The 22,681-nt window shown below is 45.6% G+C and carries 25 protein-coding genes; 18 read left to right on the top strand and 7 right to left on the bottom strand.

All coding sequences use genetic code 11. The annotated features are described in order from the left end of the window. The first annotated feature begins 43 nt into the window (after positions 1 to 43). From QMN93_RS18505 to traN, 10 genes are all read left to right on the top strand, one after another. Positions 44 to 352: a hypothetical protein gene (locus QMN93_RS18505; RefSeq protein ID WP_016241578.1), complete on the top strand. Its 309-nt coding sequence runs from the start codon at positions 44 to 46 to the stop codon at positions 350 to 352. Between the two features lie 10 nt (positions 353 to 362). Continuing rightward, the gene (locus QMN93_RS18500) at positions 363 to 590 is read left to right on the top strand and encodes a hypothetical protein (RefSeq protein WP_016241577.1); all 228 of its coding nucleotides are present in this window, start codon (positions 363 to 365) and stop codon (positions 588 to 590) included. Positions 591 to 872: 282 nt separating this feature from the next. Then, on the top strand, positions 873 to 1,133 hold the full coding sequence (locus QMN93_RS18495) for a hypothetical protein (protein ID WP_016241576.1): 261 nt from the start codon (positions 873 to 875) through the stop codon (positions 1,131 to 1,133). A 24-nt stretch (positions 1,134 to 1,157) separates the two neighbouring features. Beyond that, entirely contained in the window at positions 1,158 to 1,547 is a 390-nt protein-coding gene (locus tag QMN93_RS18490) for a hypothetical protein (RefSeq protein ID WP_016241575.1), read from the top strand. A 21-nt stretch (positions 1,548 to 1,568) separates the two neighbouring features. Continuing rightward, positions 1,569 to 2,090 (top strand): hypothetical protein, encoded by a 522-nt coding sequence (locus QMN93_RS18485; RefSeq protein ID WP_007372245.1) that lies wholly within the window; start codon positions 1,569 to 1,571, stop codon positions 2,088 to 2,090. A 216-nt stretch (positions 2,091 to 2,306) separates the two neighbouring features. Then, a complete protein-coding gene (locus QMN93_RS18480; RefSeq protein ID WP_024196083.1) occupies positions 2,307 to 2,645 on the top strand; it encodes a hypothetical protein in 339 nt (112 codons plus the stop codon). Continuing rightward, the gene (traF, locus tag QMN93_RS18475; RefSeq protein ID WP_007372246.1) at positions 2,623 to 3,723 is read left to right on the top strand and encodes a conjugal transfer protein TraF; all 1,101 of its coding nucleotides are present in this window, start codon (positions 2,623 to 2,625) and stop codon (positions 3,721 to 3,723) included. Before QMN93_RS18480 ends, traF begins: the two co-directional genes overlap by 23 nt. After that, a complete protein-coding gene (locus QMN93_RS18470; RefSeq protein WP_009653894.1) occupies positions 3,720 to 5,162 on the top strand; it encodes a conjugal transfer protein TraH in 1,443 nt (480 codons plus the stop codon). Before traF ends, QMN93_RS18470 begins: the two co-directional genes overlap by 4 nt. Positions 5,163 to 5,176: 14 nt before the next feature. Further along, positions 5,177 to 8,695: a conjugal transfer protein TraG N-terminal domain-containing protein gene (locus QMN93_RS18465; RefSeq protein ID WP_007372249.1), complete on the top strand. Its 3,519-nt coding sequence runs from the start codon at positions 5,177 to 5,179 to the stop codon at positions 8,693 to 8,695. A 435-nt stretch (positions 8,696 to 9,130) separates the two neighbouring features. Next, positions 9,131 to 11,788, top strand: a complete 2,658-nt coding sequence (gene traN / locus QMN93_RS18460; protein WP_007372250.1) for a conjugal transfer mating pair stabilization protein TraN — start codon at positions 9,131 to 9,133, stop codon at positions 11,786 to 11,788. 44 nt (positions 11,789 to 11,832) lie between these two features. Here the strand turns inward: traN and QMN93_RS18455 are convergent, their stop codons facing one another. From QMN93_RS18455 to QMN93_RS18425, 7 genes are all read right to left on the bottom strand, one after another. Beyond that, entirely contained in the window at positions 11,833 to 12,603 is a 771-nt protein-coding gene (locus QMN93_RS18455) for a hypothetical protein (RefSeq protein WP_007372251.1), read from the bottom strand. Positions 12,604 to 12,730: 127 nt separating this feature from the next. Further along, positions 12,731 to 13,261, bottom strand: a complete 531-nt coding sequence (locus QMN93_RS18450) for a FlhC family transcriptional regulator (protein WP_007372252.1) — start codon at positions 13,259 to 13,261, stop codon at positions 12,731 to 12,733. 2 nt (positions 13,262 to 13,263) lie between these two features. Further along, entirely contained in the window at positions 13,264 to 13,794 is a 531-nt protein-coding gene (locus QMN93_RS18445) for a hypothetical protein (RefSeq protein WP_016241572.1), read from the bottom strand. Further along, positions 13,787 to 14,347, bottom strand: a complete 561-nt coding sequence (locus tag QMN93_RS18440) for a transglycosylase SLT domain-containing protein (RefSeq protein WP_016241571.1) — start codon at positions 14,345 to 14,347, stop codon at positions 13,787 to 13,789. The genes QMN93_RS18445 and QMN93_RS18440 overlap by 8 nt, the downstream gene beginning before the upstream one ends. Positions 14,348 to 14,376: 29 nt before the next feature. After that, the gene (locus tag QMN93_RS18435) at positions 14,377 to 14,907 is read right to left on the bottom strand and encodes a hypothetical protein (protein WP_016241570.1); all 531 of its coding nucleotides are present in this window, start codon (positions 14,905 to 14,907) and stop codon (positions 14,377 to 14,379) included. Between the two features lie 14 nt (positions 14,908 to 14,921). After that, positions 14,922 to 15,944 carry a ParM/StbA family protein gene (locus QMN93_RS18430; protein ID WP_007372253.1) on the bottom strand — a complete coding sequence of 341 codons (1,023 nt, stop codon included), beginning with the start codon at positions 15,942 to 15,944 and terminating at the stop codon, positions 14,922 to 14,924. 846 nt (positions 15,945 to 16,790) lie between these two features. Then, positions 16,791 to 17,054, bottom strand: coding sequence for a hypothetical protein (locus QMN93_RS18425; RefSeq protein ID WP_128297794.1), 264 nt, complete (start codon positions 17,052 to 17,054; stop codon positions 16,791 to 16,793). 73 nt (positions 17,055 to 17,127) lie between these two features. Here QMN93_RS18425 and mobI point away from each other — a divergent pair, with 73 nt between their 5' ends. The 8 genes from mobI (at position 17,128) to QMN93_RS18385 (ending at position 22,537) form a co-directional block, all read left to right on the top strand. Beyond that, a complete protein-coding gene (gene mobI / locus QMN93_RS18420; protein ID WP_016241569.1) occupies positions 17,128 to 17,559 on the top strand; it encodes a conjugative transfer protein MobI(A/C) in 432 nt (143 codons plus the stop codon). Between the two features lie 876 nt (positions 17,560 to 18,435). Continuing rightward, positions 18,436 to 19,125, top strand: a complete 690-nt coding sequence (locus tag QMN93_RS18415) for a hypothetical protein (protein WP_009652897.1) — start codon at positions 18,436 to 18,438, stop codon at positions 19,123 to 19,125. A 594-nt stretch (positions 19,126 to 19,719) separates the two neighbouring features. Further along, positions 19,720 to 20,283 (top strand): hypothetical protein, encoded by a 564-nt coding sequence (locus QMN93_RS18410; RefSeq protein WP_007372259.1) that lies wholly within the window; start codon positions 19,720 to 19,722, stop codon positions 20,281 to 20,283. Positions 20,284 to 20,295: 12 nt separating this feature from the next. Then, positions 20,296 to 20,712: a hypothetical protein gene (locus tag QMN93_RS18405; RefSeq protein ID WP_016241566.1), complete on the top strand. Its 417-nt coding sequence runs from the start codon at positions 20,296 to 20,298 to the stop codon at positions 20,710 to 20,712. A gap of 121 nt (positions 20,713 to 20,833) precedes the next feature. Then, the gene (locus QMN93_RS18400) at positions 20,834 to 21,085 is read left to right on the top strand and encodes a hypothetical protein (RefSeq protein ID WP_007372261.1); all 252 of its coding nucleotides are present in this window, start codon (positions 20,834 to 20,836) and stop codon (positions 21,083 to 21,085) included. Positions 21,086 to 21,100: 15 nt separating this feature from the next. Next, positions 21,101 to 21,373, top strand: a complete 273-nt coding sequence (locus QMN93_RS18395; RefSeq protein WP_016241565.1) for a hypothetical protein — start codon at positions 21,101 to 21,103, stop codon at positions 21,371 to 21,373. Positions 21,374 to 21,386: 13 nt separating this feature from the next. Then, positions 21,387 to 21,770: a hypothetical protein gene (locus QMN93_RS18390; RefSeq protein WP_007372262.1), complete on the top strand. Its 384-nt coding sequence runs from the start codon at positions 21,387 to 21,389 to the stop codon at positions 21,768 to 21,770. Between the two features lie 62 nt (positions 21,771 to 21,832). Continuing rightward, positions 21,833 to 22,537 (top strand): hypothetical protein, encoded by a 705-nt coding sequence (locus tag QMN93_RS18385; protein WP_007372263.1) that lies wholly within the window; start codon positions 21,833 to 21,835, stop codon positions 22,535 to 22,537. Positions 22,538 to 22,681 lie beyond the last annotated feature (144 nt).

Below are 22,681 nucleotides of genomic sequence, written 5' to 3'. Positions count from 1 at the left end.
TGACTTCGGTCAGCGTTTTTTTCGTGCCACGCTGGAGACTAACATGAATATTTTAAAACATGACTTCGATAGTTCCTCTGAACTGCTACAAGCGGGTTTATTGCTTAATCAATTGGAGGATCTAATAGGGTTTATTTCCACGAATGAGTTCAGGAAAACCTCAATCAATCAGTTCATTGAGGTTGAGGCATCTGAACTTATGGTTTTTAACCTATGGCATCCGATGTGTCCCGATATCACTGAGGTTCATTTCTTCCGTGATATGGATTCAAATTGGTGGCCATACAAGATTTATGAACTCATGTCTGATATAACCACCCAAACCCAATTCATTCCTCGGGTAAATCAATAAAGGTGACATCATGATTCATTATTGGGTTAAAGTGAGACCCGGTGAAACAGATATCCTCGCACCTCTTCGTCATGGGGTTCTCGCCATAAAATATTTGGATGGAGCGCCATTGCTTTTCCAATGGCCTCCTGAAGAAGGATGGACGTTCGAAACCCTGGATAAAGTACAGCCTTGTGGTGTTGAGTTTGGGGCCGATGCATATATTAATGATGTATGGATTGGTACTACAGAATTTTAATCTTTAAAGACTGAATGTCTGGAGTCTCATTTAATGGATATCCCATGCATTTTGTTTATATCAAATAGTCGGCATTATGTAATTACTGAAGACTCTGTTATCGCTTCATGGCCATCACGTTCTGATAAAGAAAGTGAGATCATTCAGCTTAATGACGGTCGGATTATTACTGCAAACAATGTACGACGATTTAACTTCATCGACATTTCAAAGATCGAAAGCCTGACGGCGATTGATGATGGAATTGTCTTTTAACTATATAGATTAATAACTGGAGTCTGTATGAGTGGCTGCGCGTTGATAGAGTATAACAACCGCACCGCCAGAATACGCGGTGAAGTTGCACAAGGCGATAAGCATTATATTCAGTATGCTCTCGCTCACTGGGCTGTCATTGCAATCAGGATTCGCAATACAGACCATCATTTTACCCGATTGCCGGTTGATGAGTGGATTGAAGGAATTGCAAAACAAGTAAATCCTTCTGAGGCTCGTGAGCAGATATTTAATGCTCTATTGCGGTGTAAGCCGGGTATCTTCTAATTCATTTAATTTATCGAGGTATATATGTTTCATTCTGAAACCGAGGATATCTATGGTTTTGTGTCTGGCGATATGTCATTGCGACCTCATTCAATCGATAGAGATTTGCAGGACTTAAGGTTACTACTCGCCGATATGGATACCATTAATATTCTGAACGAACGAGGGATAGGAACTCAGAAAACCATCTTTCATGTAACACAAAATGAGTCGAAGGCATTAATGCTGGTTACTCGTTTAACTTACTGCCAAGGTGGTGGACGATTTACTCACCCTGAATGTGCTCTTCTTGTTGAACAGATAACTGATCTAGGACGTAAGTTGGGTAATAAACATTTCGATGCGGCGATGAATGAAGCAAAACGCTTTATAGCGAATGAGGCTGACTTCATGAAAGAACAAACTGTCTGGTAGAAAATTTCTAAGGAGTCACTCATGTATACTTCAACTACTGCTAAATCAGATCATATTGATAGCTTTAATAACGCACAAAACCGTATGTTGATGAATTACGAACGTGATGAGTTTGAACAAGCTCCCGCTGCCGTACTTTATGATGCTGTCGGTGCTGTCGTAAACGATGAATCTGATATTGATATAATTTTTCGCCTTATGGATATGGAAGGAGAAATGTTGTTTCTCCGCGCAATGAAAAACCTCGGTTGCCAAGAGAATGTTTTTTATTACGCATCTGAATCTGGTGCGGTGCTGACTGCTAACGATGCAACGTTGCTTGAATTTGCTTATAACCTGGGCAAACATATCAGCAATGAGTTCTTTACGCGTTTCTTGCGTAATTCTCAGTTAGCCCGTGAACTCATCGGTAACATCATTCGTATAGGCAACGATGCCCTTAAATTTCCAGATGACGGCCTGAATACAGTATTTGAATGCTGTGTGATGGAGAATTCATCCTGGAAGAACCAAGGCCATTTTAAAGATAACTTTGGTCTTTAAAGCATCTAATTCTTTTAATTAGCTAACACAGAAAAACCCAGTCTTCGGACTGGGTTTTTTTGTATTTGCTGATTTCAAATCATGTAAACAAAACGGATGCACATGAAAATTACTTTTGATTTTTACAGTCAAAACGTTGCCATTTTTGAACTTGTTATTTTAACCCATATGGCAAACTAATCGTAATGCCGTCCGTATTTCTGATAAGGGAGTTTTATGAAGACACTTAAATGTTCTCATAACAGGGCAATGCTTATGCCAGCACACAAAATCCCTGCGGTATTAGTTAACGACGACCCTAAGAACATAGTTACTGATGAGCTGTTGCGTAAATATGGAACACGCATGACTCTCGATGAGGCTTGCTCCGAAATTGGTGTTAAGTCGGATAGTGTAGCCAAACGTATAGGACAGGTCAGATATAGGCATTATGCATTAACTCGCCAACTTGAAAGTGCAAGGGTCTTTAGTGGAAAAAATAGCTTTTTCTGGACGGAGTCTATCGCAAGAATAATTTCCGAGGGTAATTCCGATGAAATATCAATTTTTAACTAAAATCATTATTCCCCTGCTAGTGGGATTTGCTTTTTCTACCTCAGTTCTTGCGGATGAGGGTAACACCCCAACGTCTCAATCCCCTCAGACCACCAGTGACGACCTCGCTGGTGGTCAGGCATTTCTGAATGGAAAAGAGGAAGGTTGGTTCTGGCGTAAATCGCCACCTGAGCCAGTGAAGAAAAAGCCAGTGAAGTTACCTCCTCCGCCGACTTTACCGCCTCAAGAAACGCCTAAACAGGTTGCTCAAACACCTATGGAGTCGACTCCAGAACCTGCCGCAACTGAAAAGCCCGGCCCGGCTCCGTTCACCGTAGCCTGGTTTAATGAAAACATTCAGAAACTACGCAACCAGGCCATCGACAATCCTACCCAAGAAAACGTTAGGGCATATTTTCTGGCCCAACGCATTATGCTGGATAAAGCCAGCCGCTTTACTGATATGGCTAGGTTGGTTACTTCTACCGACCCCCTCATAGATGAGAATAGCCGCCGCTCAACCTCAACATTTGGGGCAATGGATCAATCGAATGAAGCTGAAAACAATTCGAGAACGGTCATAAAAGACGTAGCGACAAAAGCAGGATTGTTTTTCTTCTTCCGTGGGGAAAACTGCTCCATATGCGTAAAGCAAGCTTCTGTTATGAATACGTTTAGTTTCATGACAGACATGAAGGTCATCCCAATTTCACTTGATGGTAAACCTCTTCCAGGGAATATTTACCCGGACTGGAGGCCTGATTCTGGCCAGGCATCAAAGCTCCAAATATCAAACGCACCTGCGATAGCTCTGGCAATCCCGCCATCTACAACACGCATTGTCTCATTTGGGCCTATCAGTGCAGACCAGTTAATTTCAAGAACAGTCCTTATTGCCCACGATGCAGGGATCATTTCTGACCAGCAATATAAGAGCACCTTGCCATATAACGATACCGGCTATATCGACTCAAACATTCTGAATGACATGCCTAAAGACCTAACTCAACAACCTGATGAGTTTATCAAATATATACAAGCTAAAGCTGGCTACGGTTCGACACCTAACCCAAATGCTAATAACCCGGGGGAAAAATGAAGATTTCGCGCAACTATAATATAAAGAATGTATTCCGTAGAAACATTCTTGCAATTTCTATCTGCCTCTCCGGGTTGACAGCTTTTCAATGCGAGGCCACCAGCATTAGTACTCAGCTAGACAGTATGTTCGGCTCTATGTCGAATGTTACAGCTCCCGGTGATTATCAGAGCGTTACACGTGATGGATATACCGGTGGCGGATTTGTTCTACGTAATAAGCTCCGTACATTGACACCTATTAGTATTAGTCTCCCTTCTGCGTCGGGAGGATGTGGAGGGATAGACCTTTTCGGCGGGTCATTCTCGTTCATCAACGCTGATCAGTTCGTCCAGATGCTACGTAATATTGCTTCTAATGCTGCCGGTCTAGCTTTCCAGTTGGCCCTGAACGCTATGGATGCCGTTCTGGATAATGCTATTTCGAAAATGCAGGCAATCATCCAGCAGATGAACGATCTGACCGCAAATTCGTGTCAGTTAGCGAAGGGGTTGTTAGTCGACACTGCCTCTGCATTTGGTGACAGTGCAAAGGCTGCTGTATCTTCTCAGCTGTCCTCTGATGGCCTCTCAGACCAATTTAAAGCCATGTGGGGCAATATGGGTGGTGGTAAAGCACCCGACGTACAAAAACAAGAGGCAGGGAAAAGAAAGGCATGTGACGATTACGGTAACATTGTGTGGTGTTTGCTCCAGAATGGTAGCTTTAGTAATCAATTCATCGGCTCCGAAGATGAGCAAAAAGAACTTATTATGTCTATGACCGGCACCATCATCGTCGGTAGCCAGTTGGGTACAGATAAAGATGGGTCAGCTAAAAAGAGTGTGGTTAGGATTGCTCCACTCGCAACTTCAAATGTCCTGGATTCTTTTATAAATGGTGATGATAGTTTCGATTTCTGGTCTTGTTCAGGTCAGACTAGTACTTGTGAGAATCCCAAAAAACAGACCAAAATAATTAAAGGTCTCGCTGCCAATATCACACTCTTCTTTATCGATAACGGATATTTGAGCTCGGCCAGAACTGGTTCAAACCCTGGGGATGCTAAATTACGGCAAGCAAACTACTACAACGTAGCTGGTGCTACCAGTAAAGCGACTCAAATTGCACGTCATGATTTAGCCGCATCTTATTCCTATATACGTGAACTATCTCCTGTCATAGCCTATTCAGCTGCTTATAACTACCTCAGCGAAATGCTTACGGCTGCTGCGACCGGCGCACGGCTCCAGCAGGAAAATGATAAATCGGCGTCAGTTTATTATAAGGATGCTGGAGAGCTAATCGAAAAGGCAAGGCAAAATCTGTATGTCTCCTATAACGCCATGATATCCCGTTATGGTGGCGAGGCCCGTATACCTGAATCATTCAGCAACTATATGACAACGCTTCCGCAGGTTCATTATGAATCTGAAGGTTCTCTTGATGGCTCGCTCTAACAAGGTAACTTAATATGAGTGAATGGAACGTATATACTGTTGGCAACATTGAATTTATTTATAATATATTCAATTCCGTTGCCATGTTATTGAATGATGGCACTTACGGATCCTTGTTTAGGATTTCAGCACTCATTGGTGTAATTTGTGTCGTGCTTGCTGCTGCTATATCAGCCGGGAAATCATTATCCCTTTCTCATATGTGTGTGGCCGTCGTGATGTATTACCTGTTTTTCAGTGTATCGATGCGCACCAACATTGAAGATGTTACAACGGGTAAGTTTCGTGCTGTTGATAATGTACCAGCGGGATTAGCCGTTGCCGCATCTGTACTGTCTACTGTTGGGTATGCAACTACCGAGAAGATGGAGCAGGCATTTTCTGTCCCAAGCATGACTGAGTATGGGTCTCTGGATCCCCTTTTCACTCTGGCCACTTTATACGACACATTGAAAACGCCAATGCGCTGGACGGGTCAAACTGGTGCTTACGGTGATCTGGACGCAAGCGTTTCAAACTATGTGAAGAACTGCGTAGGCAACGATATTATTCGTGGGTCTAAAACCTTTGCTTCAATGTATCGCTCTAATCAAGGTGTATCAGGGCTAGCCTCGAACGATTCCTTCCAGCGGGTTGTTATTTACGACAATGTACGTAGCGGCTGGTCTACCAGTACTGAAGAATCTTCAAATGGGGGCTCACTTTATACCTGTTCTGACGCGTACACGAAACTTAAAGGACTCGCTACCCAGAACGCTTCTAGCCTGGACTCAGCTTTTGCCAGCTCTTATACCGCATCCGGGCGCACTTGCGGTGGTGCGCCATGCTCAGGTTCAGGAAAAGCCCAGGAAGTACTGAATTTCTTCAACATAAGTGGCACTGATATTCGTGATTTCCAATTGATGTTGGTCATGTACCCTCATTTCAGGGAACTGCCAATGTACGGACTCGAAAGCTCATTTCGTGGTACTGCTGCTGTAACTCGCGCCCAAACCATGACTCAACAGGCATTCCAATGGTCTTCTTCTGGTTCATCATTCTTGAGCTGGATGGGTTCATTTATGCCGATTTTCCAGGGAATAATATACGCACTCGCACCATTTATGGCCTTCCTTTTCGGTCTGGGTATTATGGGTTTGCGACTGGTGATGAAGTACTTCCTCGTTATCATCTGGACATGGACTTGGCTTCCCCTCGCAGCGGTCGTCAACATGTATGTGTTAAACAGTATCCGTGATACGTCAAGCCAAATTCTTGTCAGTTCGGGTTCTGGCGGACTTAGCTTTGCTCAGCTTTATCAGCTCCTGTTTGAGACTCAAAAAAGTATAGGTCTTGCTGGTAATTTATACGCGATGATCCCGGCCCTGGGTGGATTCATTGTCTGGGGCAGTTCTGTTGCCTTTAACTCTCTTGCAAGCTCAGCAGCAGCACCTTCAGCTGCCGATACTAAAACTCTCGCACCTGATGTCACCAACGCTCCTGCGATAAACAGTCGTGGTTCCGATGTTGAATTTAACCCAACACAAGGAACTATCATGGGTGGGTCTTCTGGCACTCTCCCTGCCATTGACATGAAAAAGGTCGCTACTCACAACCTGTCCAGCGCTAAGCAAGAACTAGATTCAGCATCCAGTTCCTTGACTGCCCAATCTGGAGCAATGATTAGCCAGGTGGCCAGTAACATGAATTCTGGTGGACATTCGCAAGTTTATAGTGACGCTTCCAATGCAGCATTTGCCAGCCTGAGCAGCTCAGATCGTGCCCTTGTCAGTTCTGTGGCTAAAGAACAAGGTATTTCTGATATGCAGGCGCTTGTCTCTATCGCCAAAGGTGATGTGAGTGTCGGTGGCGGTGCGGGAAGTTCAAGTGCTGGTGTTGGTGTTAAAGGTGGAATGTCACGTTCAGAGGCAGAAAGCAGTGGCCTGAGTAATGACAACAGTGCTAAGTACGGTTCTACAGACAGCGCCTCGTCGCACAAAATAGACAGTGCGACCCAGTCACGCATCGTCAATACCGCAGCAAGTGCGATGTACCAGTCCTTATCGCAAGAAGGTGAGAGTTCTCAATCGACTCGTTCTTTTGCTGAGGCAAATCAAAGAATGCAGTCCGCACAAAAGAACTTCCAGGAAGCAAACTCCTTCGTTTCAAGTACCTCAATGGGCCAGACAATGAATGCTGCGCAACTTGCTACAGCCATTGGTCGTAATCATGATGCACAAGCAACATTGACTCAAACCCTCGCGGCGCACCCGGAACTGTCCAGCAAAATCGCCGGTGATGCAGCGAGCCTGACCTCTTTAGGTATGACTCACGAAGACGCGCATACCTTTGCTCAATTCAAAGCAGCCAGTGAACTTGGTGTTGCCGGTGCAGTAGCTGCCAAAGCCGGGTTCATTAACGCTGATTCCAGCCCAGTACTGACGACAACTGCATCTGAGCAATACCGTGGCGTGAGTGGTGGAGCTGAAAGCGCTGGTGGCCGCGCAGTTGCTGGTGCAGCGGACGTTGGCAACTCCGTTAATGCAGTAACAGGCCGATCTTACGGAGCGCTTGGTGAAGCACATGCGTCATCGTCTGATGGTTATGGGCAAGGCCAGGTTAATACTGTCGGGGGACAGAATAGCGGTGCAGTTGAGCAAATTCACAAGGGAAATGAGGGTGAAGTCATGACGAAAGCGGGTAACACCGCCGCAAATGATTTCGAAAACAACCACTATAATCTTGGCGGTATTACTGGCGATTTTAATAAACTCGTTTCTCATGTCAGTAATGCGTTCAAAGAAAGCCCGGTATATGAACAGGTACATGATCAGGCCAGAACCATCGCTGGGGAAATTCCGCTTGGTGGAGATGCAAACCGCGAAGCGGCGCGAGATTCTATTGTGAACTACTACGCCATGACTAAAGCTGGAGCGTCTGAGCAACAACTTTCCCAGGCCCGCAGTGACATGATGGCACGTATTCAACTCGCGACGGGTGGTGAAAATGACAATGGAACGGTTATGGGCGGAAATACTGCTCTTGCCCGTGGTATTGCAGCCCGTATTGATAATGCCGGTTTAGACCGTTCAGCCAATGATGGCTCCATTATTCAACAGGCTACTACTGCACTGAATACCGATCGCCAAACCCACGAATACAACACCGGTGGCATGGCCAACAACCTTGGAGGGATGCATCAGGCATCAAATGGAGGTTCTGCTGTGGGTGATGGCGTCCCTTACGCGATGGGAACCCACAACCAGGGATACGGCGAGGCTGAGACAATGACCGTTAATGCCCAAGGTGCTGAAGGTCATAATGGTTTAAACCAGAACTCAAACTATGGTGGGTCTGAGACAACAAACATTAATACCCAAGGCGCTGGTGGTCATAGTGATTCAAATAACGGAGGTACAATGTTCAGTGATCCGCCACCTGCACGTGCAACCCAGTCGCATCAGGAGTATGTACCTGTGCATCCACGTAATAAAGAGAACAATGGAGGTCATAGTGGTGGAAATGACGACATGATAATTTCATCGAGTAAGTGATTCGCAATAAAGCCCTGCAATCTTGCAGGGCTCTTATGTGGTCACGAACATGTATACGACAGGAAGGCTCAGTAAAGAATAGAGCAGAATATAAAACTCCCACATACGCTCACATTTGCTCTTGAACGTTCTGCCATTTTTTCCACGTCCCCTCTTACCATTTCCACCACCATAATCTGAATCGCTTGGCCCCGATAATGGGATAAGGCCAGTAATACCAAACATGTCCATAAGTACCTCCAGTCGGTAATATTCAAGACGCTGAAAACACCCTCGTTTTGCCGTCCTTCTTTATTGTCTGAAACCAGTCTGTTTAATACGCTGCCTGCTTAATCCTTCATTTTAGTAGCTTCGCATAGAAATGCTGGCTGACGAAATTTAGTTACCGAGATCTCTGATTTCATAATCAGTAACCACGACAAAGGTGATCATAGAATGAAAAACCTTTTCCGCAAAAAATGGTTTTACAGACCACTCTGCACAATAACGATGTTATGTCACCTTGGTGTTGTATCCTACGTGCCGTATGCCTTTTCAGCAACGACCCAGGAAAACGTTACATCTGCCACTAATTTCTATAAAACACTGCCGCAAGTTTCAGCTACGTCAAATGGTACGGTTCAGTATGGAAAAGGCCAGGCCGTTGATTTGAACTCTGCTTATCCAAATCAAGGTTCATCAACTTCACTGGATAGCCTGAAAGGAACCTACGGAGATGACAGCAACACGCTAAAACTGGGCAATACAACCAACGCCAATCTGAAAACCGAAAATTCACTGCGCGGCGAAGCTTACCGAACGCTGGTGGGCTCAACGAAAACTACAGCAAACATTAAACCTGATGATTCCATCTTTGATGGCCATAAAGACTTCCTGGAGAATCAGGATAAGTACATGCAAGATCTTGGTGATTGTTCTATGACCAAGACCATGACGAATAAGGACACCGTCAACCATATCCCTGATTATCGCGAATGTACCCGTACCACAAGTGTCAGCGGCACATTCACCCTCTACCATCCTTACGTTGCCGGTATGCTCTCGCATTATAGTGGCGCGGCGAACATCGGTTCTTGCGGCACTAACTGCATCGAACTCTGGCTCGGGACTGTCGGTGATAACTACTGGGACGGCAACTGCACAATATTTGAACAGGCAATGGCCGTCACTGTCTACAATCCCCAGGCAGTTACCAGCGCCAAGATCATCAGGGCTAAATGGGATGATTACATGCAGATTTATGTCGGTGGTACAGATAGGGGTAGTTTGGTTTGGGCAGGGCCAAAAGGTTTAAACGTCTTCCCGCCAGAGACATCAGGAGCCTGTGAATTAAAAACAAGCTGGGATCAGTCGATTAATGTAGATGTAACAGCACAAATCCGAAATACCCCCCAAAATGGCGTTCTTAATTTCAAAAACCGTGTGTCAGTGACTGGCAGCGGCGAAGGTTATGCTCTCATTTATATTTACTTTGACCCAAACAAAATTATCTCGGATAACGCCTGGACTGTTGATAAACCTGAACAATTCGATACGTTGCTGAAGGCCATCAACGCCGGGTATTGCCAGAATTACACGGTAACCTGCCGCGAGACAGTCATTCCTGATGCAAATGGGTGCGCAACCATAAATGGCGCACGTATCTGCGAAAACCAGCTTGCTAAGCCGCCGATCGGAGGTCTCTCACCTTTCTGTAAGTCTGCAACGGTAGTTTCCAACTGCGGAACCGACGGTGGCGTTAACAATACTTGCAAGCAGTACGATGCAAACACTGCATGTAAATTCATTAAGTCCACTTGCATAACAGGTGCGGAGGGTGACAAAAATGGGTGCTGGCAGGCAACCGAGGTATGGGATTGCGGAACGGATGTCGTTGTACCCAATACCTCCTCCACCGATACCTATACTTGTCCTGGCGCTGTGCAATGCCTTAATGGGTCTTGCCTACAGCCTTCTGCTGAACCAAGCGGCGATTTCAACAAAGCAGTTGCAACTCTTCAGGCCGCAACTTACGCATTGAATGAAATGAAGTGTGGCGATGATACTGACGAAACCAACCGTTCCTGCACTCTTTTTAAAGGTGAGTCTGCACAATGTAAATCGGCGATGGGGGGATGGGTGGATTGTTGTGATCAGCCCGTAGATGTCAGCTGGATTCAGTATTTGCAGTTGTCCTACTACACTCTAAAAATTGCTGATGCTGTCTCTGTAAAAGCCGGTATGTTCGAACAGGGAAAAGGTATTTTTGACATGGGTTCCGAACTTATGACTAATGCCATCGATACAATAACTCGACCAGCTATTTCCGCTTTCAACAGTCTGGTTGGGTCGGCAGGTACTGAAGCGGCTCAGCAAGCTACAGAAGCAGGTTTGTCCGGTTTGATGAATCAGGCTATAGGAGCGCTGACGAAACAAGTTGCTCAATGGACTCTTGATACCTTCGGCCCTGCTGCGACGAATCTGATATTTGAAAGTGCGGCCTCTGGCGGTGGCGCAGCCGTAACATCGTCTGGCCTGGCTACATCTGTTCAATTGTCGTCAACTATTGTTTCGGCAATATCCGTGGTTGGATATGCTTACATGGCGTACCAGATTGCTAATATACTGGTCAACATCATCTGGGCTTGTACTCCTGATGAATTTAAGCTTGCCGTTAAGAAAGAAACAAAATTGGCCGTGCATATATCCAGCTGGTGTGAAACAAAGTTTCTGGGTGTCTGTATCGAGAAACGGTCAAGTTATTGCACGTTTGATTCTCAGATTGGTCGCATCATTCAGGAACAAGGGAGACCAATGTTAGGTATCGGCTGGGGGGATAAAAAGAACCCGGATTGTCGACCACTGACGTTAGAAGAATTTGGACGGATTGATTTTAACAAACTCGATTTGTCAGAGTGGATTGGTTCACTTTACGAGGCGAAACTTTTACCTAAAGCGTCGGAAATAAATCTGGATAAGATAACCGGTAAAGGAAACGTATTGAATATAGATGGATCTCGCCAGAACTCCCTGGAGCGATTCCAGAGCGGTGTTGACAGTATCGATGTTGATGCGGCGAAATCTAGCACAGAGGCTGTTTTGAAAACTCAATAGCTTTGCAGGATAAGAAGCCCCGACTTTATGTCGGGGCTTTTTTTTTACTTTCTGAACAGGTATTGCTTACCGTCACTGAATACCATTGGTTCATGTTCAGGAGAGCCTGGTAAGAACAGAGCCCGCTGAGCACCCAGTTCTTTACTCATTTCTTTAACCAGACCTACGTTAGAGGCTCGTGTTGCATAGAGGTTGAAGCAGTCATTACCGATAATGAATGTCACCTGACCGCTGGTGCTGATAGGTGGTTTCGGCAACGTTGGAGCTATATCAGCATACGATACCCAATCACCGTTCGTCGCTTTCCGACGAACTGCATTTTCAACAGCACCGCCTTTCCCCTCACACATCCCACCAACTTTGTATCCATCCATCCGGGTTAGTGTTTTCCAGAAAATCGCATTGACCTCACGCTCATTATCTTCCTGAGATTTACCGTTCCATGACGCGACACGCACCACGCCATCAACAATAGCAGTAGGCTGTTGGGCCGTTAAAACAGACAGCACAGGGATGAAAGATGTGTGTGTCGCGAAGCCCGCAGCCACATCGGCCACTCCATTACCTCCCAGGTTGGTTACACCTTTTTCACCAGCCTTAACCGGGGTTTTGAGAGGGACAAGCTGCCCATTGGACGCGAAACCGTTATAGATAAGGTATTGATCGCCAGCATCGGTGATCTGACGTAAATCCATCGCTCGGGCAAATTTCAAAGCATCAGATGGATTGCTGTCAACCGGCATAGCTGGTGGTTGAGAAGCCGCGCAACCAACTAACATCAGCGATACCAAAGCAAGACCAGAGATTTTCTTCATTTTATTTTCCTTGGGACACCAGTAGGTTTGTTATTCAATACTAACCCGACTCATTCACGTGACGAAGTATCCAGGCAATAAAAAAGCCCGTTAAAACGGGCTTTTTTATGAAATTTAACTTAGTCACTTACGAGCTTTCATTTTCAGCTTCTGTATCAGAGCAGAACGGACAAATATGTTTTTTCCGTGGACGGTCACAACTCTGCGGTGAAATAAATGAAAGATCACAACGGTAACACCTTACCATACGTATTTCTTCAGCTCGAAAATCACGAGCAAGAGTCCAGGCCTCGTTGGCATCAATCATCATTTTCGAGGCTTCTTCCGGGCGGAATTTAAGGTTTAGTTCCCGGTAGATTTCGAACGCACTCACCACATCAACGATGTTGTCACTGTTGTTTGGGTCTTTCGAACGACGCAGATAGATGCTCATAAAATTGGTTGCCTCAACCTTTTTATGTGTCGTATTGAGCAGCGTCTCTGAATGTTTAAGTCGTCCGATTGATACATCACTCAGATGGAACTCTTTTCGCAAAAAATCAATAACACGGTCACTTGCATTAAGCGAATGCACAATGATCTTTCTACGAAATCCTAATTTTACCATTTTCTGTGTTAAAGCAAATTTATCTTCATCCCGGACAAGAGCAGCCTTCATAATCAATTACTCCAATGAGAATAGCGCGACTGTAAGTAACCTGTTAATTCTAAGGTTGGGTTGGGGGCTCCAATAACTGTACTGAAGTCACAATCTACTAAATCGGCAAATGGACGAATAGGTTTAAAATATATTTTGCCGGTTATGATTGCATCGATTGTTTGTGCATCATCCATACGTTCGACAAGCTGTACGGTTTTTTCATTATCAAACCAGTAGAACGTTTGGGCAACAGTCCCCGTATTAATGAAAACACGAACACTGAATACCAGCAGGGCAAGCCGTAGGATGTATGAGTCATGACGAACGAATTTTTCTACCTCAGTAGATATCTTGCGCTCGGGATCATGACAGATATTAAAGATGGGCAAGTCATACTTCTCCATCGATAAAGCGAGCTTGGCCTGATTAGATTTCTCTATCAAAAATTCCCGGTCTCCTTCTGCTAACTCAAAAGGGCTTTTATACAACGATTGCGCACGGGTAATAATTGAGATGGCAGTCTGTAGAAAATACAAATTTTGATTAATCATTTTCGATAAGCCTCTTCCATACGCGTAATACGCGCTGACCATATTCACGAGCCTTGCCTTCCAACTTAGGGTTTTGAGTGTTGTATCCACCTATCGCCAGTTCTATATCGCCAGGGTTAGCTTTGATGGCTGCACACAAAGTCTTTGCCCCGATTCGGATGTTTGTATCGACATCCAGGAGTTCTTCAGGATGGTTAACATACTGTCCGTTCCAACGAAAATTAATTTGAACGATTCCAATATCTGTTACCGGAGTGGCTGAGAGATAGCGGGCTAGCGCTCTCTTTGCATCTTCATAACTTGTCGGGTAATACGACCCATAAACATAGTTGTTCAATGCCCAGGGGCTGGGAACAACATACCCCTTGGTTCCTGCATTATTTTTACTCTCGGTGAGTGCCACCGCGTAGAGAAGGTACGGATCGAGGCCACACTCTTTCTGGGAATGCTTTTCCCAAGAAGTGCCACGAAGATCTACAAGCCTGGCGTTCGTACTCGTGCAGTAAGCAGCACATAGTAAAGCGAGCACCAAACTCTTCGTTGCTATCTGCATTTCCCCTCCCCACAAACCCTACAACGGCATCAACTTATGCGAACACGCCTTGGTGTAACCTTTTCATTAACGCCGCTATCTTGATTGTCGCCTGTCTCCCCAACGCCCGATTTATCTCCAGGATTGGGATCCGGTATTTTTCCAGCAATCTCAGGCTTACTGGTAAGGTTCGCCGTCGATAACTGGTCATCTTTAACTTCGAACTCTTGAATATCACTGCCCACACAAAATGGCGGGCCTGTATTGACTATATCGTTGCTAACCACGTGACGAAATTTTGGTTCAGTGTCCTCATTTACTTTGGGTAAGTGGCCGTCTCTCTGACTAGTCATCAGACCAGTCTCATTTTCTGTATTCGGCCCACGGACTGATTTCTTCTGTTCTGATTTACGTTTTTTTGAAGTCTCACGGACGATACCGGGTATAAAACTGTCACCTGCTAGCAATGCTCGGTTTGCCAGCGCCAATAGTGAACTGCTGCGCTGGCCAGACTGTTTTGATTCCAGATAATTAATCAGCTCTGGAAACAGTATTGGATTAATCGTCACTCGAACTTGCATGAAACCCCCTTTGCTCAATCATCGCCGTAAAGCATCAAGTCAACGCCATAGTTCCAGAAACCAATGGCATTACTGGCAACAGGCAACGGGCTCGATACGATCCTGGCTCGGGGGAATTCTTCTCGTATGGTCTGTTCGTAGAACCTTGTCCCACCACCGGCAGCTGCAATGATATGGACTGGCCCGAGAACCCTTGTCGATTTTCGCAACTCTTTGACTACATCACTGGCGATGGAGGGAATAGCTTCTTCAAGCAGAGGACGTAGGGAAATGTGGCGGAACCCATTAAAGAAAGACTGCTCATTGTTACGGAGAGCGATTTCAATAATTTCTGGTAGATCATCAATTCGCTCTTCCGGGTTATCGGCATTAAGGCGGTTCACAATGCTTTCGATAATTGCACTGGTTGCTTTTAATGATGAACCTGAAGAGCCTGATACCCTGCTTCCGCTCTTAAAGGCGATGTAGTCCATCGAGAAGAAGCCAGGGTCAACCACGAGAATGGTCGACTTCTCTAATTCTTCCTGACTGATAAGGCCCGGTCTGTTAACGATGTCATTGATGACACCAACGCCCTGCTGAAGAACGAGGCATTTTTTAACAGTCACTGTTTTTCCTGGCGCAATAGTAAACGTACCGGTGAGCCTCGCAGTCAGTTTCGCGCGTTCACTTTCATTAGCAAGACGGACAGGTAAACCAGTTACTACCAGGTCGATTTCATTGCCTGCTTTAGCAGTGATTTTATCCAGTGAGGCCAGATATAGTGCCAGGTACATTTCTGTCATGTGGTAACGGTCATGCAGCTCACGCGCATCGGGGCGTTCGGTAAAAGCCCGCCATTCTTTACCTCCTGGGTACACCAACACTTCATGTTCGCAGCTACGCTTTACCAGCCGCACATCATCTACTGGCTCATTCGTAGCGTAGGCCGGATAAATACTGACTGTGGGTTTGTCATCCGCTGAATCCCCTACAGCAATTTTTACATTGCTGTATCCAATATCAATTCCGCAGACAACCAATTTGTCATTGCTCATTCGTTAACCCTGCAAGTTAAAAATGAATTACTGCCACTCCGATAACATTTGAGCGCCAAAAAGGGGTTCGCACTAACGTAAAGAAAGGTGGCCTCCCTCTGTCAACGTCGGGAATTAACCGTTAACAAGTTGTAACATGGTATTCAAACGATCATCGATTACCATTTTTTTTATCGGCAAAACGTCCCCATTTTTGACATTAATAATGGCTAGATACGGACGTTTAAAATGTCAGATATGTACATAAATGCTGCATGAAACTGGACGTCATATATGGCTAAATCCGGCCCTAAAAACCTTAACCCCTAACCTAAATCAGACTGAGGAAATTAGGTGGTAATGTATGAGGGCAACACATTTAGATTGGCTTTCCGCCTGGGGATTTCGCGGAGTATATATACTAAAAACACATGCTTCGGTGAGGTGAATTAAGGTATGTTGTGGCGATTACTCAAGGGTACACTTCGTGAAAATTTTACTTAAGCACAAGTTATAATTTCACTTAAATATGCATATCTCCCCTTCACTTCCCCCCCAAAAAAACTCTCTCAAACTAGTATATATACCTACAAAATGTGACATAAATCACTATGAAGTTACTGTGATTTAGGATTGATCCTGAAGACGGAGGGAGGTGATGGAAGTTTCAGCTGCGTTTGCCATTGTATTCTCCAGAAAGGTAACAAAAAGTGGAAAAGCCAGAAACATAAGTTTCTGCCATATCATATAGCGACTCTACATAATCGTTTACTAAGAGGTTTGTGCAGCGGTGGGCGTCATCCCGTTAATCGCCTCTACATTAGGGGAAGTAAGTTTCCATTATATTCCCCAGAAACCTATTAAAAATCAGAAATGCCCAGAAACGTAGTTTTCTGCCATATCATATAGAGATTGGCAAACTGCTTGATTAAAATAAAATGGCTTGATAAAAGTACCCGTACAGATAGATATTAATAGCTCAATCACCAGATTGCCATTGTATTCTCCAGAAACATGCAAAAAATGAGAACACCCAGAAAGATACTTAACTGGAGAATCAATCTTTCCTGTTTTGGAACTGAAAACTAAAAATCGAACCTGAAAAGGAGTTTTCTCTTTCTCCAGAAACATAGAGTTCTGGCGTAATAATAGAGATTCTCTTTTTTGGGGTTAAGTCCTAATCAAAAAACATCGAGGTGGTTTTATGCAACTCGTCGGGTACATCAATGATCTGGAAAAGGCTCGTGATGCGGTTGATTCAGCCGCAGAACTTCTGTTTAACGAGGCCAATAGTCTTCGGGAGGAATACTGGGACAAAGCTATTGCTGATGACGAGAAGGCACGGTACAGCTTTAACGTAACCAGGCAAGGAACAACTATCAGGATCCGCTGGGCCAGATTGACACCTTTGCGCAAAGCTGGTGGAGGCATTGATCGTGTCGTTCCCAAATACCTACCTCTCAACAAAGGCGAATCATATCCACCAGCGAAATTTAAGGATGCAAGCCAGCGAGAACTTGCGCTTATCGAACTGTATGAAGGTCAGCTTATTTGGTTGCGTGATGAGTTACGAAAAAACCGTGCAATTCGGCAGGCACTTTCACTTCGAATAACTCACCTAAGAAAACAGCTTTAGAAATACAAACCGCTCTGGAGTAAACATAACGGATATACATGAATACCAGGCGATGACCTGGTATTTTTGTTAGTGAGCCTTCAGGCGATCTGTTAGTGAGCCTTCAGGCGATAGCGGACTTATCGCGGCGGAAATGAATCAGGATGATCGCAATATGATCGCGAGTGTTTTCGCCCGGGTATGATCGGGTGGGAATGCAGCGGACTATTTCGCGGGCGCGAATATGGAAGGTAAACAAAGCGGAAGCGATAGCGTCGGTTTTCTCTATTTTTACATCGGGAGGTTGAGCATGGTAATAATCAAACCGCACGATGTCGGAGGAAAGATGAATTTCCTCCGGGGGTTTTTATGGGCAACCGGAGGTTGCCCTGGTTTTAATCGCCGGGGAAAACCAAAAGTGAATAACCAACATGGTTTTCCTCCGGGGGTTTTTGTCGCGGCGAGTACCGCTTAGAAATTGTGATCGGCTATCGAAACGGACAATATGAAGTCGATACCCTCGTTCGGAATAACTTCCCTCCCGATACACGCGTAAACAAAACGAAACCATTAACAAATTATCGCTCAGATTATCAAAGTGGATCATCTCCGTCTCATACCAGCCAAATTCCCTTGTAAACCGATCTGTATTCGCAAAAGGATCCGTTATTGGGATAAAACCACGCCAGAATCGCCTCAGAACGATTCTGAGCTTATCCCCCTGGTATTTTCACGATCGGATTGATTAAAACGCGCCTGAGCGTTTTGAGCGCGTTTTGTAGATCGACATATCTGTAAATTTCCTGAGTATGGTTTGGCTATGCCCTGATTTTGTTCCGAACGGGGAAGCCGTTATGATTAGGTCTGAATGTAAAGCACTTGTAGAGGTGATGCGGTATGAGTCACGAGCGCATTGAGGTTTTTGGTGATGGAGGCAGCTGGATAGCCGAAAGGCTTAAGTCATTCAGGTTAACGATCTTGGGTCAAAGTGAGTCGTTGTCTATCGTCAGGAACCCGACTGACAATTCTGCCTGGGTGACTCACGATGATACCGGCCTTGTTTTATGTCCCCTCCATGTTGATGGTTCGTTGGCCCCGGATATCGCTGAAGCTACTGAGACGGTGGAGAAATACATCTCCCGAGTGAGCCCTGCGGGAATATCAGCACGGATAAAGCAAGCCCGTAACCACCTGGATAGAATTGCCGCACCGGTAGACTCACGTTCTGCGGCAGCACTGTTAAGACGTGGCGGAATCCCGATTCTCTCACTGCGAACCACGGAATATCTGAAGTGGTACGAGTTGTTAGCGAGACTGGCGAAAGGTCAGGCTCTGTCACCATCCATCTGGGTGGATAACTACCTTGCCGGTGATACACCAGAAAGTGCATGGGCTAATGGACGCGGACTCTATGAGTTAATCAACAATGGGAATATGACATCAGCCAATACGATTTTCCCGGTCTGGTATTCTGTAGCTCTCGCACTGGGAAGATTCACAACAGAAGAACTACCTGTGATGAACGCCTGGCCGAGCTATTGTGATGGAACCCGTGTGGAGAGTTTTATCCAGTTGTATCGTGATTAATTCTTATTCATATGTCATATGATTAACGCTAAAGAAGATCTGCGGTAAGTCTGGCCGTTACCCGGAACCCCGGGACAGACCGAAACTTGCTTTCGGGTTGTCTCGGGGTTGGCCGAGCGAAGCGCTGGCAAGCACCACACCTATTTTGAGGAGAAGCCAATGTTAATTTCGTATAAGAGCAAATTGAAATTAGGATCTATCGCACTATGTTCATTTGGTGTAGGTATGGGCGTTATGCTATCAAAAACCGTTCCACTATCTTTAAGCGCTGTAGTAGTACTCGCCTTTTTCTGGTTACTCTCAATCATTTGTTTAGGGGTTGCTGCTTTCTTTTGTTCCGATTGAAATTGTGTAGTTCATACAGTACCCCGAATAATCCCCGCCTTTGTCAGTAGATAACCGTGAGGCAGACCGAAACTTGTTTTCGGGCTGTCGAGGGGTTGGCCGAGCGAAGCGCTGGCAAGTACAGACCATATTGTTCCCCCTGCATTTCTCATCGCTAAATTCTTTCTTGAAATATCGTCAGATTCCCTGTTTGTCACCCACCAGCCTCATGTTGTTATTGACCTAACTGCCATTCAATGGGAAGCAACAATGTTTAATTTAATCGCGAAGGCTAAAGAAGCAGGTTATCAATTCTGGATCAGTGCCTCCAAGGTACTGACAGTTACTACCGGAACCGAGATGGGGCTGACGATTATTAAAACTGTAACTGATATTAACCCTTGCTTGCTGGTGGCGGAGTTAATGAACCTTGGGATCACGTTATCCCCAGATAATAATTATTTCTGCTGGTTGGATAGCGAAGGTGTCCTTTGGGCCGTTGACCGCCACCATCTCTATCGAGGAAATACAGGGGAGCATGGGGTAAACTGGGATGTCGTCTATCATCACGGCATGGTAATTAATACCCCTGAGCAGGCATCCATCCTTTTCAAAATTCCCCACATTGGGCGCTTTACTGCCACTGTAATGTATAGCGCTGGCTATACACCCGACTGGGCTCTTCCAGCCTTTGTTGATTTTTCTGGTGAACCGGATCATGAAACAATACTGTCGTGGTTATCCGAGGTAGGCATTCGTAATGCAGGAATGCATCTCGAAGATATTGAGTTTCTTTCTGTTGAAGAAAATCCCGACGCTTATATCTCTCTTTAATGAGGTCTCTGTATGTCAAACGTTAAACCTTATTCCTGGGTAGTTCGCTTCGATGTTGCTCCTCAGTGGGTAGCTGACGGCTTTATCATGACAGATACCACAGCTCTCGAAATGCTATCTGATGTTATCAACTATGCAAACGATCACGAACTTGCCGCATTGGTTATTTCAGCACCCGATGCAGAAAGAATTTCCGAGGAGCAAGGCTATTTGGCTTCTAACAATGCGGAGCTAATGCGTCAGGTGCTAATCGGCTCACCGCAGGCATATGCTAAAGCATCTGTGGCAAATACCCTGCTAAAGGCTATAACCGCACTTGAGCAAACGCAGGATAATAAGCAGGTCGTTAAAGAACTGCATTCCAGCCTCGCTTTACTGACGGGCAATAAGCCTATTTCGGACATTATCTGGTTTCCAACCCCAGAATAATTCTTTCATAAAGAGCTTAAATCTTTAGCTCATTTATTTATGGATTTTCTATTCGTCAGCCACCCAGCGTGTGTTTAACTGAAGTTAGTAAACAAAACGAAAAACATACGCGGGGTGATTTATGAATACTGCAATTCATCAAGTACGAAATAACGTTCGTCGCACTACATCTGCACGTCCTGTTTGTTATCCAGTTCGCCCGCAGACAGAGAAAGAACTTTTTTCTGTAGGCCGCAGCCTCTGGTATCGCTACACCACTTCATTTGGCCCGTGCCGTGAAGTTCACCATCATCATGTGCAGCAGCTTGCACACCTGGTGGGTAAATCTGTTGGCTATGTTGAACATGCCATTAATCATTACCTCACGCATTGAACGAGGCGGCTTAATATGTCTACTCAAATCTATTGTGCGGTGCTTCGCCATTTCATGATGATGGCTGCATCCTCCCAGCACTCATTGATTGTGCTGAAGCAATTATATAACGCAGAGATTTCATCGAAAGCTCACCTGGCCGGTCTCTCCGTGTCCGAAGCTGAAGCGCTCCTGGCTCTACCATCCACCAGCTGGCGCAAACGCGATGATGTAATTCATGAGCTGAACATTCGCCTTAAGCAACTCACTAGCGTAGCCACACCGCCAGCTCAACAAGTCGCAAACTGAAGGAGTCTATAACATGCTGCCATTTCTCATTTTGCTGTTCTGCTCATCGCCTGAGACGGCGCGAATGATCCTAATCTACGCTACCGATGAATCTGCGGCCCGCCTCCAGGCGCTTGAAGATTTCGCACGTCTGAATGATTCGGGTTTTGCTGCTTCCGCCCAAACCCCATATGAGTGGGAGAATCCTCACGGTGACCAGCTCTTTATTGAGTCGGTATACCCGGTTCCATCCGGCGATTTATCTGCTATCCGCCGTATGCTCGGGGATGACGATGCCCCATATACCGACAAGCACCTTATTGCCGGTTTACTGGAGGACAGCCGACGTATCCAGATGATTGAACCGAATGCCGGTACTCTTTCTCGTATTGCTCAGGCAGAGCAGTACCTTCAGTAGACTTGTGTTCCGACCGCCCACCAGCAGGTGGGCTTCGGGCTAATTTCCTGTACGAGGTATGTATGCAAGGTACACCACGCTGGTGGCAGAACGGTCGTCGGGTGCAGGCCGTTCTCGCAGAGAATCAGACCGCAGATGTAAGGCTCAATATCGGCCCAGAAAATGACTTCTGGTTTACTGATGATGGTAATAATCCTGTTGCTGTGCTTAGGGTTATCGGCCCGGTCTGTCCACTGGATCCGCTAAAATTCACCTCCAGTATCACTGATGTCCTTCCTGAAGATGTCCATAGCTATAAAAAAGCCCTTCAGGAACACCAGATGATAAACCGGCCTGTCTCGTTCTATCTTGCACTTGCCGATGCCTGGTTGCTTGTTAACGAACAGCAGCCGGTTTACCAGTTCCGCATCCGAAACCAGTACAACGGCATGACTACTGAATGGAATTCCGTTGCCCGGGACAAAGTCATTGAAGTGATTAAGATGCAGCCGGAAACCGCTGAATTCCGGGTTCTCGTCCCATCGGCTCCTGAGCCTGCTGCGAATGCCCGGCAGTTGATCTCAGAAATTGAAGGTCTGCGTGAAGCTATTGGGAAACTCTACCCGGCAAATACTGATGTACGTCGTATTGCCAGAAACAGCGGCTGGATGCATGTATACGACGACACCAATGCCAAAATGAACTTTGCAGACAATGCCAGAAATACCCCTTATCTCGATGCCTTTGTGACTCAACTGCATCTCTTCCTCACAGATGATCGAGAGTAGATGTAAAACCTCCCTGAATCTTTCTGCTCTAACCAGCGCTGTCATATAGCATTTTTTTGACGGCGCTGCCGGTTGCGCTTTTATCAAACATGGTAAATACATTGTTTCATGCTGTCTGGCTCCCGGGCGCGGAGTTATCGTTGA

Source organism: Enterobacter sp. R-1.6.2, from assembly GCF_035064085.1.
Classification (GTDB): domain Bacteria; phylum Pseudomonadota; class Gammaproteobacteria; order Enterobacterales; family Enterobacteriaceae; genus Enterobacter; species Enterobacter asburiae_B.
The sequence above is the reverse complement of the archived record's forward strand: the minus strand, read 5'-3'. Positions and strand labels throughout refer to the sequence as shown.

Excerpts from the sequence above, each read along its gene's own strand:
- QMN93_RS18430 (WP_007372253.1), bottom strand. The coding sequence starts at position 15,944 with ATGAGCAATGACAAATTGGTTGTCTGCGGAATTGATATTGGATACAGC.
- QMN93_RS18490 (WP_016241575.1), top strand. The coding sequence starts at position 1,158 with ATGTTTCATTCTGAAACCGAGGATATCTATGGTTTTGTGTCTGGCGAT.
- QMN93_RS18455 (WP_007372251.1), bottom strand. The coding sequence starts at position 12,603 with ATGAAGAAAATCTCTGGTCTTGCTTTGGTATCGCTGATGTTAGTTGGT.
- QMN93_RS18480 (WP_024196083.1), top strand. The coding sequence starts at position 2,307 with ATGAAGACACTTAAATGTTCTCATAACAGGGCAATGCTTATGCCAGCA.
- QMN93_RS18415 (WP_009652897.1), top strand. The coding sequence starts at position 18,436 with ATGAGTCACGAGCGCATTGAGGTTTTTGGTGATGGAGGCAGCTGGATA.
- QMN93_RS18425 (WP_128297794.1), bottom strand. The coding sequence starts at position 17,054 with ATGTTTCTGGAGAAAGAGAAAACTCCTTTTCAGGTTCGATTTTTAGTT.
- QMN93_RS18395 (WP_016241565.1), top strand. The coding sequence starts at position 21,101 with ATGTCTACTCAAATCTATTGTGCGGTGCTTCGCCATTTCATGATGATG.
- QMN93_RS18505 (WP_016241578.1), top strand. The coding sequence starts at position 44 with ATGAATATTTTAAAACATGACTTCGATAGTTCCTCTGAACTGCTACAA.
- QMN93_RS18445 (WP_016241572.1), bottom strand. The coding sequence starts at position 13,794 with ATGATTAATCAAAATTTGTATTTTCTACAGACTGCCATCTCAATTATT.
- QMN93_RS18450 (WP_007372252.1), bottom strand. The coding sequence starts at position 13,261 with ATGAAGGCTGCTCTTGTCCGGGATGAAGATAAATTTGCTTTAACACAG.
- QMN93_RS18440 (WP_016241571.1), bottom strand. The coding sequence starts at position 14,347 with ATGCAGATAGCAACGAAGAGTTTGGTGCTCGCTTTACTATGTGCTGCT.
- QMN93_RS18470 (WP_009653894.1), top strand. The coding sequence starts at position 3,720 with ATGAAGATTTCGCGCAACTATAATATAAAGAATGTATTCCGTAGAAAC.
- QMN93_RS18500 (WP_016241577.1), top strand. The coding sequence starts at position 363 with ATGATTCATTATTGGGTTAAAGTGAGACCCGGTGAAACAGATATCCTC.
- traN (WP_007372250.1), top strand. The coding sequence starts at position 9,131 with ATGAAAAACCTTTTCCGCAAAAAATGGTTTTACAGACCACTCTGCACA.
- QMN93_RS18385 (WP_007372263.1), top strand. The coding sequence starts at position 21,833 with ATGCAAGGTACACCACGCTGGTGGCAGAACGGTCGTCGGGTGCAGGCC.
- QMN93_RS18410 (WP_007372259.1), top strand. The coding sequence starts at position 19,720 with ATGTTTAATTTAATCGCGAAGGCTAAAGAAGCAGGTTATCAATTCTGG.
- QMN93_RS18435 (WP_016241570.1), bottom strand. The coding sequence starts at position 14,907 with ATGCAAGTTCGAGTGACGATTAATCCAATACTGTTTCCAGAGCTGATT.
- QMN93_RS18390 (WP_007372262.1), top strand. The coding sequence starts at position 21,387 with ATGCTGCCATTTCTCATTTTGCTGTTCTGCTCATCGCCTGAGACGGCG.
- QMN93_RS18495 (WP_016241576.1), top strand. The coding sequence starts at position 873 with ATGAGTGGCTGCGCGTTGATAGAGTATAACAACCGCACCGCCAGAATA.
- QMN93_RS18405 (WP_016241566.1), top strand. The coding sequence starts at position 20,296 with ATGTCAAACGTTAAACCTTATTCCTGGGTAGTTCGCTTCGATGTTGCT.
- QMN93_RS18400 (WP_007372261.1), top strand. The coding sequence starts at position 20,834 with ATGAATACTGCAATTCATCAAGTACGAAATAACGTTCGTCGCACTACA.
- QMN93_RS18465 (WP_007372249.1), top strand. The coding sequence starts at position 5,177 with ATGAGTGAATGGAACGTATATACTGTTGGCAACATTGAATTTATTTAT.
- traF (WP_007372246.1), top strand. The coding sequence starts at position 2,623 with ATGAAATATCAATTTTTAACTAAAATCATTATTCCCCTGCTAGTGGGA.
- QMN93_RS18485 (WP_007372245.1), top strand. The coding sequence starts at position 1,569 with ATGTATACTTCAACTACTGCTAAATCAGATCATATTGATAGCTTTAAT.
- mobI (WP_016241569.1), top strand. The coding sequence starts at position 17,128 with ATGCAACTCGTCGGGTACATCAATGATCTGGAAAAGGCTCGTGATGCG.